11 protein-coding genes are annotated in these 11,900 nt (G+C 68.6%); 8 read left to right on the top strand and 3 right to left on the bottom strand.

The genetic code is table 11. From position 1 onward, the window contains the following. Positions 1-39: 39 nt before the first annotated feature. The 8 genes from MRB58_RS16345 (at position 40) to lpdA (ending at position 10,143) form a co-directional block, all read left to right on the top strand. Positions 40-834, top strand: coding sequence for a fatty acid desaturase (locus MRB58_RS16345; RefSeq protein WP_244778175.1), 795 nt, complete (start codon positions 40-42; stop codon positions 832-834). Positions 835-841: 7 nt separating this feature from the next. Then, a complete protein-coding gene (locus MRB58_RS16340) occupies positions 842-1,354 on the top strand; it encodes a sterol desaturase family protein (RefSeq protein WP_244778174.1) in 513 nt (170 codons plus the stop codon). A 296-nt stretch (positions 1,355-1,650) separates the two neighbouring features. Then, complete coding sequence (sucD, locus tag MRB58_RS16335; RefSeq protein WP_244778173.1) at positions 1,651-2,553, top strand: succinate--CoA ligase subunit alpha; 903 nt, start codon at positions 1,651-1,653, stop codon at positions 2,551-2,553. A gap of 145 nt (positions 2,554-2,698) precedes the next feature. Then, positions 2,699-3,175, top strand: a complete 477-nt coding sequence (locus MRB58_RS16330; protein WP_244778172.1) for a DUF1810 domain-containing protein — start codon at positions 2,699-2,701, stop codon at positions 3,173-3,175. A gap of 206 nt (positions 3,176-3,381) precedes the next feature. After that, positions 3,382-6,330 carry a 2-oxoglutarate dehydrogenase E1 component gene (locus tag MRB58_RS16325; protein WP_244778171.1) on the top strand — a complete coding sequence of 983 codons (2,949 nt, stop codon included), beginning with the start codon at positions 3,382-3,384 and terminating at the stop codon, positions 6,328-6,330. A 150-nt stretch (positions 6,331-6,480) separates the two neighbouring features. Further along, complete coding sequence (gene odhB, locus MRB58_RS16320) at positions 6,481-8,055, top strand: 2-oxoglutarate dehydrogenase complex dihydrolipoyllysine-residue succinyltransferase (protein WP_244778170.1); 1,575 nt, start codon at positions 6,481-6,483, stop codon at positions 8,053-8,055. 211 nt (positions 8,056-8,266) lie between these two features. Further along, entirely contained in the window at positions 8,267-8,671 is a 405-nt protein-coding gene (locus MRB58_RS16315; protein WP_244778169.1) for an MAPEG family protein, read from the top strand. A 71-nt stretch (positions 8,672-8,742) separates the two neighbouring features. Beyond that, complete coding sequence (gene lpdA / locus MRB58_RS16310; protein WP_244778168.1) at positions 8,743-10,143, top strand: dihydrolipoyl dehydrogenase; 1,401 nt, start codon at positions 8,743-8,745, stop codon at positions 10,141-10,143. A 102-nt stretch (positions 10,144-10,245) separates the two neighbouring features. On the opposite strand, the gene MRB58_RS16305 is transcribed toward lpdA, so the two are convergent. From MRB58_RS16305 to sppA, 3 genes are read right to left on the bottom strand one after another with little or no spacing between them, the layout of a single operon-like run. Continuing rightward, on the bottom strand, positions 10,246-10,557 hold the full coding sequence (locus tag MRB58_RS16305) for a DUF1049 domain-containing protein (protein WP_244778167.1): 312 nt from the start codon (positions 10,555-10,557) through the stop codon (positions 10,246-10,248). Between the two features lie 6 nt (positions 10,558-10,563). Beyond that, positions 10,564-10,911: an integration host factor subunit beta gene (locus MRB58_RS16300; protein ID WP_244778166.1), complete on the bottom strand. Its 348-nt coding sequence runs from the start codon at positions 10,909-10,911 to the stop codon at positions 10,564-10,566. Beyond that, positions 10,904-11,872, bottom strand: a complete 969-nt coding sequence (gene sppA, locus MRB58_RS16295; protein WP_244778165.1) for a signal peptide peptidase SppA — start codon at positions 11,870-11,872, stop codon at positions 10,904-10,906. The genes MRB58_RS16300 and sppA overlap by 8 nt, the downstream gene beginning before the upstream one ends. Positions 11,873-11,900 lie beyond the last annotated feature (28 nt).

The following is an 11,900-nucleotide window of genomic DNA, read 5'->3' as shown; positions in this document are numbered from 1 at the left end:
CCTCGCTTCGCATCCCCGTCGCTGCTATGTCATCCCTTTATGACGATCAGCGCACTTTCGTCCGCAGCGTCGCCGCGCGCCCGCCGGGTCGACGCCGTGATCGGCATCGCACTGGCGGTGGCGATCGTCGGCGGCTGGGCGGCGGTCCACGTCCTCGCGGTCTTCGCCGTCGACTGGGCGGTGGCGCCGCCGTGGCTCGCAGCCGCGCTGATCGCGGTGCAGACGTGGCTGTGCGTCGGCCTCTTCATCGTCGCGCACGACTGCATGCACGGGTCGCTGGCGCCGGGGCGGCCGGCGGTGAACCGTACGTTCGGGCGCCTGGCGCTGGGGCTCTACGCGGCGTTCTCCTACGATCGGCTGCTCCCCAAGCACCACCTGCACCACCGCCGCTCCGGCACCGCCGAGGATCCCGACTTCTGCCCCGACGCGCCGGACGCCTTCGCGCCCTGGTTCCTGCGCTTCTTCCTGCAATATTACGGCTGGCGCGAGTTCGGCGTGATGGCCGCGGCGATGACGCTCTACATCCTCGTCACCGGCGCCGCGGTGGGGGCGATCCTCGCTTTCTACGCGCTGCCGGCGGTGCTCTCGGCCGTTCAGCTCTTCTACTTCGGCACCTACCGGCCGCACCGGATCGCGGACGCGGCCCCGTTCGCCGACCGTCACAATGCCCGCAGCGATGCGTTTCCCCCGCTGATCTCGCTCTTCACCTGTTTCCACTTCGGTTATCATCACGAGCACCACATCGCCCCCGCGACCCCGTGGTGGCGCCTGCCGGCCGCGCACCGCGCGCTGCGGCGCCAGAGCGCCGCCGCCCACCCCGCCGAAGCGACGTGAGCCGCCCATGATGCTCGCCCTCGACACCCTGATCGTCCTCGCCACCGTCGCCGCGATGGAGGCCGTCGCCTACCTCACCCACCGCTACGTGATGCACGGGCCGCTGGGCTGGGGGTGGCACCGGTCGCACCACGAGGACACCGACGGCCTGTTCGAGACGAACGACCTCTACGCCGTGGTCTTCACCGTTCTGTCGGGCGCCTTGATCACGTTCGGGATCGCCGGGGTGTGGCCGCTGCGCCAGCTCGGCATCGGGCTGATGGTCTACGGGATCCTCTACTTCCTCGTGCACGACGGGATGGTCCATCAGCGCTGGCCCTTCCGCTACGTGCCGCGGCGCGGCTACCTGAAGCGCCTCGTGCAGGCGCACCGCATGCACCACGCCGTCGACGGGCGGGACGGATGCGTCTCGTTCGGCTTCCTCTACGCCCCGCCGGTCGGCGAGCTGAAGCGGCGGCTGGGGCGCACGGGCGCACTCCCCCCCCGGCGCGACGGCAGCGAGGCCTCGCCGACGCGCTAACTCTGCCCTATCGTTGCGACAATCGCCGCGCGGCACAGCCGCGCACAGCCCCTCCGGGCCGCCGCAGCGAGGCTGGAGCGGGGCTCGAGCGGGGGTGGTTACGCCGCGCCTCAACTAAACCATCACGCAATCGAAAGTCGCCGGAGGGGATATACCGCACGTTTTGCGTGTTCGATGCGCTTTTCGATCGCTTCGCGCGTCGAAACGCGCGGCAAACGGTTGCGGTCCCCCCTCCGCTGGTCTAGCCAACAATCGCGTTTGAGACGCCCTGCCGGAAGCCGGAGACAACTGACCTTATGTCCATCCTCGTCGACAAGAATACCAAAGTCATCGTGCAGGGCCTGACCGGCAAGACCGGCTCGTTCCATACCGAGCAGGCGCTCGCCTACCACGACACGAAGATGGTCGCGGGCGTGCACCCCAAGAAGGGTGGCGAGACCTGGACGAGCGAGAGCGGCAAGAGCCTGCCGATCTACACCACCGCGGGCGAGGCCCGCGAGGCGACCGGCGCCGACGCGTCGGTGATCTACGTGCCGCCCGCGGGCGCCGGCGCCGCGATCCTGGAAGCGATCGAGGCCGAGATCCCGCTGATCATCTGCATCACCGAGGGCATCCCGGTGATGGACATGGTGAAGGTCAAGGCCGCGCTGGACCGTTCCTCCTCGCGCCTCATCGGCCCCAACTGCCCGGGCGTGCTGACCCCGAACGAGTGCAAGATCGGCATCATGCCGGGCTCGATCTTCCGTGACGGGTCGGTCGGCATCGTGTCGCGCTCCGGCACGCTGACCTACGAGGCGGTGTTCCAGACCTCCGCCGAGGGCCTCGGCCAGACGACCGCGGTCGGCATCGGCGGCGACCCGGTGAAGGGCACCGAGTTCATCGACATGCTGGAGATGTTCCTCGCCGACGACGAGACCGAGTCGATCATCATGATCGGCGAGATCGGCGGCTCGGCCGAAGAGGATGCCGCCCAGTTCATCGCCGACGAGGCGAAGAAGGGCCGCAAGAAGCCGATGGCGGGCTTCATCGCCGGCCGCACCGCGCCTCCGGGCCGCACCATGGGCCACGCCGGCGCGGTGATCTCCGGCGGCAAGGGCGGCGCCGAAGACAAGATCGCGGCGATGGAAGCGGCCGGCATCAAGGTGTCTCCCTCCCCGGCGCAGCTCGGCAAGACGCTGGTCGAGGTGCTCAAGGGCTGAGCCCCACGGCCGGTTTGCGGCCGAGGCGACCGCCGCGCGCCGTCGGCGGCGCCGGCGGCGACGGGCTCTCCCGCCGCCGCCCACGCCTGGCGATCGTGGCAGGACGACGAGGCACCGCGCCGCGAGACGCACACGAGGGGATCGGATGGCGCATCCACTGGCGACGAACAGCGATCCGTTCGCACTGCGACGCTTCGTCGACGCGCAGCGGCACGACTACGCGACCGCGCTGCGCGAATTGCAGAACGGCGCCAAACGAACGCACTGGATCTGGTACGTCTTCCCGCAGCACGCCGCACTCGGCGTCTCGCTCAACGCGCGCCGCTACGGCATCGTCTCACTGGGCGAGGCGCGCGCCTACCTCGCCCATCCCGTCCTCGGCCCCCGCCTGATCGAGGCGTGCGAGGCCGCCCTCGCATCCGGCGTCGGCGACGCGCACCGTCTGTTCGGCAGCCCGGACGACATGAAGGTGCGCTCCAGCCTCACCCTCTTCCTCGCCGCCGACCCGACCCTCGACGCGCCGCAGCGCGCACTGAGGACGTTCTACGGCGGCCAGTCCGACGAAAAGACGCTCGCCCTCCTCGCCGACGAGATGCCGCGCGCGCACGCCGGCCGGTCATGAGCCGGGTCGCCGCACGCGGCCATCGAGGCGGCGCCGGCGCACGGGGCAGCGACAGCCGGCCGCGCCCCATGCGCGCCTCATGACGGCCGTTTCCAAGCCCGGTGCAAGGAAGTGACTTGACTGTGGCTCACTCGCGGCGCCTAGACGGTTCAGATTCCGCCCGAAAGCCCCTATGTTGACGGGGCATCAAACTCACGGACCCTGCCATGGCTCGCCAAGACGCGAACGCCGCGTTCCTCAACTCCTCTTTTCTCTACGGCGGCAACGCTGAGTACCTCGAGCAGCTCTACGCCAGGTACCAGGTCGACCCCACCTCGGTCGACGCGGGCTGGCAGACCTTCTTCGCCGAGATGAAAGACGACGGCCACGCCGTCGAAGTCCAGGCCAACGGGCCGCGCTGGGCCCGGTCGGACTGGCCGGTGCCGCTCAACGGCGAGCTGGTCTCCGCGCTCGACGGCGACTGGGGCGAGATCGAGACGCGCGTCACCGAGAAGGTCGCGCAGAAGGCGCAGAAGACCGGCGCCGACGTCTCGCAGTCGGACCTGAGGCGCGCCGCGCGCGACTCGGTGCGCGCCATCATGATGATCCGCGCCTACCGCATGCGCGGGCACTACCACGCCAACCTCGACCCGCTCGGCATCACCGGCATGCGCGACGAGGAGCTGCGCGCCCAGGCCTACGGCTTCACCGAGGCCGACCTCGACCGCCCGATCTTCCTCGACAACGTGCTCGGCCTCGAGTTCGCGACCGTGCGCCAGATGATCGACATCCTGGAGCGCACTTACTGTCAGACGATGGGCGTGGAGTTCATGCACATCTCCGACGGTTACGAGAAGGGCTGGCTGCAGGAGCGCATCGAGGGGCCGGACAAGGGCATCGCCTTCACGCTGGAGGGCCGCAAGGCGATCCTCAACAAGCTGGTCGAGGCGGAAGGGTTCGAGAAGTTCCTCGGCGTCAAGTACACCGGTACCAAGCGCTTCGGCCTCGACGGCGGCGAGGCGGTGATCCCGGCGCTGGAGCAGATCATCAAGCGCGGCGGCAACCTCGGCGTGCGCGACATCGCCATCGGCATGGCCCACCGCGGCCGCCTCAACGTGCTCGCCCAGGTGATGGGCAAGCCGCTGCGCGCCATCTTCCACGAGTTCAAGGGCGGCTCGTTCAAGCCCGACGAGGTCGAGGGTTCGGGCGACGTGAAGTACCACCTCGGTGCCTCGTCCGACCGCGAGTTCGACGGCAACTCGGTCCACCTGTCGCTGACCGCCAACCCCTCGCACCTCGAAATCGTCGACCCCGTCGTGCTCGGCAAGGTCCGAGCGAAGCAGGACCAGTTCGACGATACCGAGCGGACGCAGGCGATGGCGCTCCTGCTGCACGGTGACGCGGCCTTCGCCGGCCAGGGCGTCGTCGCGGAGTGCTTCGGCCTGTCGGGCCTCAAGGGGCACCGTACCGGCGGCTCGATCCACGTCATCGTCAACAACCAGATCGGCTTCACGACGAACCCGCACTTCTCGCGCTCGTCGCCCTACCCGTCCGACGTCGCCAAGATGATCGAGGCGCCGATCTTCCATGTGAACGGCGACGATCCGGAAGCGGTCGTCTACGCCGCCAAGATCGCAACCGAGTTCCGGCAGAAGTTCCACAAGCCGGTCGTGATCGACATGTTCTGCTACCGCCGGTTCGGCCACAACGAGAGCGACGAGCCCTCGTTCACCCAGCCGATCATGTACAAGAAGATCCGCCAGCACCCCTCCACGCTGGAGATCTACGGCAAGCGTCTCGTCGACGAGGGCGTCGTCTCCGCCGACGAAGTCGACAAGATGAAGAACGATTGGCGCGAGCATCTCGACGCCGAGTTCGAGGCCGGCCAGTCGTTCCTGCCCAACAAGGCCGATTGGCTGGACGGGCGCTGGAAGGCGATCAAGCCGGGCGAGGACGCCGAGGACCCGCGCCGCGGCAACACCGGCGTCGACATGGACGAGTTGAAGTCGATCGGCGAGGCGCTGGCCGCCGTGCCGGAGGGCTTCCACATCCATCGCACCGTCGGCCGCTTCATGGACAACCGGCGCAAGATGATCGAGACCGGCGAGGGCGTCGACTGGGCGACCGCGGAGGCGCTGGCCTTCGGCACCCTCCTCAAGGAAGGCTACCCGGTCCGCCTGTCCGGCCAGGACTGCGAGCGCGGCACGTTCTCGCAGCGCCACTCGGTTCTCTACGACCAGGAGACCGAGGACCGGTACATCCCGCTCAACAACCTGGGCGGCGAGCAGAAGCGCTACGAGGTCATCAATTCGATGCTCTCCGAGGAGGCGGTGCTCGGCTTCGAGTACGGCTATTCGCTGGCCGAGCCGGATTGCCTGACCCTGTGGGAGGCCCAGTTCGGCGACTTCGCCAACGGTGCGCAGGTGGTGTTCGACCAGTTCATCTCGTCGGGCGAGCGCAAGTGGCTGCGCATGACGGGCCTCGTTTGCCTGCTGCCGCACGGCTACGAGGGCCAGGGGCCGGAGCACTCCTCCGCCCGCCTGGAGCGCTGGCTGCAGATGTGCGCCGAGGACAACATGCAGGTCGCCAACTGCTCGACCCCGGCGAACTACTTCCACATCCTGCGCCGGCAGCTGAAGCGCGACGTGCGCAAGCCGCTGATCCTGATGACGCCGAAGTCGCTGCTGCGCCACAAGCGCGCGGTCTCCAGCCTCGACGAGCTGGGCCCGGATTCGACCTTCCACCGCGTCCTGCCGGACGATGCGCAGGTGGGCCGCACCGGCGACTTCAAGCTCGCCAAGGACGAGGAGATCCGCCGCGTCGTGCTGTGCTCCGGCAAGGTCTACTACGACCTCCTGGAGGCCCGCGAGGAGCGTGAGCAGAACGACGTCTACCTGCTGCGGGTCGAGCAGCTCTACCCGTTCCCGGCCAAGTCGGTGATCACCGAGCTGCGGCGTTTCCCCAATGCGGAGCTGGTGTGGTGTCAGGAGGAGCCGGCCAACATGGGCTCCTGGTCCTTCGTGCAACCCTACCTCGACTGGTGCCTGGGGCAGACCAAGATGGCCAACGACCGTCCGCGCTATGCCGGCCGGCCCGCGGCGGCCTCCCCGGCGACGGGTCTCGCCCGGCGCCACCAGCAGCAGCTCGAAGCGTTCCTGGACCAGGTCTACGGTTAAACGTAGGCCTTTACGAAGACGGGCCGATAACTTGGCGTTGCGCTTGCTTCGCGAAGTCGATCGGTCCACAACGCCACGGCTCGGTGCGGGTTTTGCGGCCGCCGCACCGACCTGATGAATCGCCGCCGCGACAGATGCGACAAGAGCGCCATGACCGAAATTCGCGTCCCGACTCTGGGTGAGTCCGTCACCGAAGCCACGATCGCCAAGTGGTTCAAGGCCGAGGGGGACTCGGTCGCGGCGGATGAGCCGCTGCTCGAGCTCGAAACCGACAAGGTCTCGGTCGAGGTTCCCGCCCCAGCCGCCGGCACGCTGTCGGAAATCACCGCCAAGGACGGCGAGACGGTCGAGGTCGGCGCACTGCTCGGCCAGATCGCCGAGGGCGCCGGCGGGGCCAAGCCCGCCCCGAAGGCCGGCGCCAAAGCCGACGCCCCGGCAGCGAACGCCAAATCCGAAGCGCCCAAATCCGAGGCGCCGAAGTCCGAGGCGCCCGCCGGCAACGGCGCCGCGCCGTCCGGCGGCGGCACCGAAGTGCGCGTCCCCAGCCTCGGCGAAAGCGTGACCGAGGCGACGGTCGCCCGCATCATCAAGGGCGAAGGCGAGAGCGTCGGCGCCGACGAGCCGCTCGTCGAGCTCGAGACCGACAAGGTCAGCGTCGAAGTCCCCGCGCCGACCGGCGGCACGATCGTCAGCCTGGCGGTCAAGGAAGGCGACACGGTCGAGGTCGGCGGCCTGATCGGCACGATCAGCGGCTCGGGCGCCGCGGCGGGTGCCAAGCCCGCCCCGGCCAAGGCGGCCGAGGCTCCCAAGACCTCCGCGTCCTCCAGCGAAATGCCCCCCGCCCCCTCCGCCAAGAAGGCGATGGCCGAGGCGGGCCTGTCGCCCGACCAGGTGCAGGGCACCGGCAAGCGCGGCCAGATCCTGAAGGGCGACGTGCTCGGCGCCATCGAGGGCGGGGCCACCGCGCCCGCCGCCAAGGCCGCCCCGGCGCAACAGTCCCGCGCGCCCTCCCCGGCCGGGGATGCGGACCGCGAGGAGCGCGTGCCGATGACGCGCCTGCGCCGCACCATCGCCAAGCGGCTGAAGGACGCGCAGGACACCGCCGCGATGCTGACGACGTTCAACGACGTCGACATGTCCGCGGTGATGGATCTGAGGAAGCAGTACAAGGACGTCTTCGAGAAGAAGCACAGCGTCAAGCTCGGCTTCATGGCCTTCTTCGCCAAGGCCTGCGTGCACGCGCTGAAGGAAGTCCCGGCCGTCAACGCCGAGATCGACGGCAACGACCTCGTCTACAAGAACTATTACCACATGGGCATCGCCGTCGGCACGCCGAAGGGCCTCGTCGTCCCGGTGGTGAAGGACTGCGATCAGCTCGGTTTCGCCGACATCGAGAAGACCATCGCCGACTTCGGCAAGCGCGCCCGCGACGGCCAGCTCAAGCTGGACGAGATGCAGGGCGGCACCTTCACGATCACCAACGGCGGCATCTACGGCTCGCTGATGTCGACGCCGATCCTCAACGCGCCGCAGTCGGGCATCCTCGGCATGCACCGCATCGAGCAGCGCCCGGTCGCCGTCGGGAACGAGATCAAGCTGCGCCCGATGATGTATCTGGCCCTCTCCTACGACCACCGCATCGTCGACGGCAAAGAAGCCGTCACCTTCCTGGTGCGCGTCAAGGAAGCCATCGAGGACCCGCAGCGCCTGCTGCTGGACCTCTGACGCCCCCACACGGGCACTCGCGAGGAAGCGCACGGCCGGCGGTTGCGAGAGCAGCCGCCGGCCGTCGCGTTTTCGCCCCACGGACGAGGCCCCGCCAGCCTCGACCCGTCCGCCCATTGCCCCCGCCGCCGCGTGCGCCAGCTTCGCCGGGCGCCGCACAATCTCGGCCCGTGCCACCACGCACGCCAAGCCATCAGGAGCAGGAGCCCGCATGCAAGTCGAACTCACCGCCCTCGCACTGAGCGCGGTCCTCGTCGTCGCCTACATCCTGGCGCCCGCCTTCCGCCGCCTCACGCTGTCGCGCGAGTGGGCGGCCGGCAACCGCGACGGGACCCCGCCCGACACCGGAATCCGCGGCCAACGGGCCGACCGCGCGGTGAAGAACATCCTCGAGACCTACCCGGTCTTCGTCGCGGTCACGCTCGGCGTCGTCGTCGCCGGCGGTGCCGGCACGCTCTCGGCGATCGGCGCGGTCCTCTACGTGGCGGCGCGGGTCTTCTATTGGCCGGCCTACGTCTATGGCCTCGGCCCGGTGCGCTCGGTGTTCTACGGGCTGGCCATGCTCGGCATCGTTCTGGAGCTCATCGCCCTCTTCGGTGCCGCCATGTCAGCCTGAAGCGCGGTAGACCCTTGACCCGCCGCGCGGAAGCGGCGAGGTGATGGCCGGCAATTGGCAAGGAGCGGACAATGGCAGCCTATGACGTCACGGTGATCGGCTCGGGTCCGGGCGGGTACGTCGCAGCCATCCGCTGCGCGCAGCTCGGGCTGAAGACGGCGGTCGTGGAGAAGTGGTCCACCTTCGGCGGCACCTGCCTCAACGTCGGCTGCATCCCGTCCAAGGCACTGCTGCACGCGTCCGAGCTGTTCGAGGAGGCCAACCACGGCTTCGCCGACATGGGCATCGCGGTCGACCCCAAGCTCGACGTCGCCAAGATGCTGGCCTTCAAGGACGACGGCGTCGCCGGCAACGTGAAGGGCGTCGAGTACCTCTTCAAGAAGAACAAGATCGACACGTTCCAGGGCACCGGCGCCCTCGCCGGCCCCGGCAAGGTCAAGGTGACGGCCGAGGACGGTTCCACCCAGGAGATCGAGACCAAGAACACCATCATCGCCTCCGGTTCCGACATCGCCCGCCTGCCCGGCGTGGAGATCGACGAGACGCGCGTGGTCTCCTCCACCGGCGCGCTGACGCTGGACAAGGTGCCGGGCAAGATGGTCGTCATCGGCGGGGGTGTGATCGGCCTGGAGTTGGGGTCGGTCTGGCGCCGCCTCGGCTCCGAGGTGACGGTCGTCGAGTTCCTCGACAAGATCCTGCCGCCGGAGGATGGCGAGGTGTCCAAGCAGTTCCAGCGGATCCTGGGCAAGCAGGGCTTCAAGTTCAAGCTGTCCAGCAAGGTGACCGGGGTCGACGCCTCGGGCAAGACGCTGAAGGTCTCCGTCGAGCCCGCCAAGGGCGGCGACACGGAGACGATCGAGGCGGACGTCGTCCTCGTCGCCATCGGCCGCGTGCCCTACACCGAAGGGCTCGGCCTCAAGGAAGCCGGCGTCGAGATGGACGAGCGCGGGCGCATCAAGACGGACGCGCACTTCGCCACCAACGTGAAGGGCGTCTACGCCATCGGCGACGTCATCACCGGACCGATGCTGGCCCACAAGGCCGAGGACGAGGGCGTCGCCTGCGCCGAGATCATCGCCGGCCAGGCGGGCCACGTGAACTACGAGGCGATCCCGTCCGTGGTGTACACCTACCCCGAGGTCGCCTCCGTGGGCCGGACCGAGGAGCAGCTGAAGAAGGACGGCGTGGAGTACAATGTCGGCAAGTTCCCCTTCACCGCCAACGGTCGGGCCAAGGTGAACCGCACGACGGACGGCTTCGTGAAGATCCTGGCCGACAAGAAGACCGACCGGGTGCTGGGCGTCCATATGGTCGGCCCCGACGCCGGCACGATGATCGCCGAGGTGACGCTGGGCATGGAGTTCGGCGCCGCGGCGGAGGACATCGCCCGCACCTGCCACGCCCATCCGACCTTGTCCGAGGCCGTCAAGGAAGCCGCCCTCGCGGTCGACAAGCGCGCGATCCATATGTGATAGCATCGGCCGCTCGCAGCCGAGCGGCCACCGCCGCCGGGGCGCCCTGCCCCGGTCGGTCTCCCCATATGGGGCCGCGCCACCCGCCCGGACCGGTGGACCTCAAGCTTTCGTCAGCAGTCGCCGGTCCGCCTTGCGATGCCCCAGCCGCGGCGTCTCCGGGTGGCCAGGGAGCCCCGCACGGGCGCGCAGGCGCAATGCGCGGCGACGGCCCGCGAGCCCGGCCGCGACGCCTCCCAGAACGACGCCGAGCGCCATTGCGGCCAGAAGCGCCGCATAGACCGGCACTTCCACCGAACGCCCGCTGTCCCGCAGCGGGTCGAGATACAGCACCACCGTGTGCCGGTTCGCCACCGCCGCCCCGACCAAAACGGCCGAGACGATCAGCGTGACGACGCCGACGGCACGGCGCACGCGGGATTATTCCGCGGCGCGGCTGTAGCTGTCCTCCGCGTCGTCGTCCGGACCTGCCCCTGTCCGTTCCTGCGCCGCCGAATTGATCCGGTCGCGCATCTCCTTGCCGGTCCGAAAGAATGGTGCAGCCTTCTGCTCCACCTTCACGGGTTCCCCGGTGCGTGGGTTGCGTCCCGTCCGTGCCTCCCGAACACGGACGGAGAAGGCGCCGAAGCCCCTCAGCTCCACGCGGTTTCCGTCCTTCATCGCATTCGCGATCTCGTCGACGAATGCATTCATCACGCCTTCCACGTCGCGCTGGAGCAGATGTGGGTTCTGCAACTGAAGACGCGTGACTAGCTCGGACTTAATCATTGTTTTTCACCTTAGTGTCCGAAGAAATTGAAGCGTGCCAAAGGGACATTAGACCGTCAACCGAGCCGATCGGCACAATTGTCGGGAATTTGATCCCCACGGATGAAAAAACACGATCCACAACAAGATTCGCCATGTGAGCGGTCAAGGAAAAATCCCGCTCGGCCTTGGGCTTATACGTTCGTACGGGGGTACTGAGTGCAATGCCGCGCTCGCGGGCGAGCCAGTCCTTGGCCTGCTCCTCGCCGCCGATCTCGTCGATCAGGTTCGCCGCCAGCGCCTGGTTGCCGGTATAGATGCGACCGTCGGCCAGACGGCGCGCCTCCGGTTCGGGGATGCCGCGTCGGGCCACCACCAGCGAGAGGAACCACTCGTAGCTGTCGTCCACGACGCCCTGCAAAACGGCAACCGCGGCCGGATCCGCGGACTTGAAGGGGCTCGGCTCGGCCTTCAGCGGTGCCGAGGCCACCTTGTCGACGTTGACGCCAATGTGATCGAGCAGCCGTTCGATCTGCCCGTACTGGATGAGGACGCCGATGGAGCCGGTGAGGCTGGTGCGGTGGGCGACGATGTGGTCCGCCGCCATCGCGGTCATATAGGCGGCGGAGGCGCCCAGTGTGTTGATGTGGGCCACCACCGGCTTGTCGATCGAGGCCTTCCGCAACGCCTCGTAGAGCCGCTCACCGCCGACGGAGGTGCCGCCGGGCGAGTCGATCGACAACATGATCGCCGAGACGTTCTCATTCTCGCGCAGTTCCTCGATCAGCCGCATCAGCGGCCGGTCGGAGACGATGGCGCCATTGATCTCGAGCCGGGCGATGTGCGGTTCGCCGGGCTTGGCCCAGAGCGTGACCGCCACGCCGATCGCCCCGGCGACCAGGAGAAAGACGAGCCCGCGCCAGAACGCGATCCGCCGTGCCTGACGGCGGCGGTCGAGAAGGGCGTCGACTTCCAGTGTCATGGCGTCCATCCGCGTTGACGAACGCCTC

The sequence above is a fragment of the Acuticoccus sp. I52.16.1 genome, from assembly GCF_022865125.1.
GTDB lineage: Bacteria > Pseudomonadota > Alphaproteobacteria > Rhizobiales > Amorphaceae > Acuticoccus.
This window is presented reverse-complemented; position numbering and strand designations above follow the sequence as displayed.

Bases quoted from the DNA above. Each gene is read 5' to 3' on its own strand.
- MRB58_RS16345 (WP_244778175.1), top strand. From the start codon at position 40: ATGACGATCAGCGCACTTTCGTCCGCAGCGTCGCCGCGCGCCCGCCGG.
- MRB58_RS16340 (WP_244778174.1), top strand. From the start codon at position 842: ATGATGCTCGCCCTCGACACCCTGATCGTCCTCGCCACCGTCGCCGCG.
- sucD (WP_244778173.1), top strand. From the start codon at position 1,651: ATGTCCATCCTCGTCGACAAGAATACCAAAGTCATCGTGCAGGGCCTG.
- MRB58_RS16330 (WP_244778172.1), top strand. From the start codon at position 2,699: ATGGCGCATCCACTGGCGACGAACAGCGATCCGTTCGCACTGCGACGC.
- MRB58_RS16325 (WP_244778171.1), top strand. From the start codon at position 3,382: ATGGCTCGCCAAGACGCGAACGCCGCGTTCCTCAACTCCTCTTTTCTC.
- odhB (WP_244778170.1), top strand. From the start codon at position 6,481: ATGACCGAAATTCGCGTCCCGACTCTGGGTGAGTCCGTCACCGAAGCC.
- MRB58_RS16315 (WP_244778169.1), top strand. From the start codon at position 8,267: ATGCAAGTCGAACTCACCGCCCTCGCACTGAGCGCGGTCCTCGTCGTC.
- lpdA (WP_244778168.1), top strand. From the start codon at position 8,743: ATGGCAGCCTATGACGTCACGGTGATCGGCTCGGGTCCGGGCGGGTAC.
- MRB58_RS16300 (WP_244778166.1), bottom strand. From the start codon at position 10,911: ATGATTAAGTCCGAGCTAGTCACGCGTCTTCAGTTGCAGAACCCACAT.
- sppA (WP_244778165.1), bottom strand. From the start codon at position 11,872: ATGACACTGGAAGTCGACGCCCTTCTCGACCGCCGCCGTCAGGCACGG.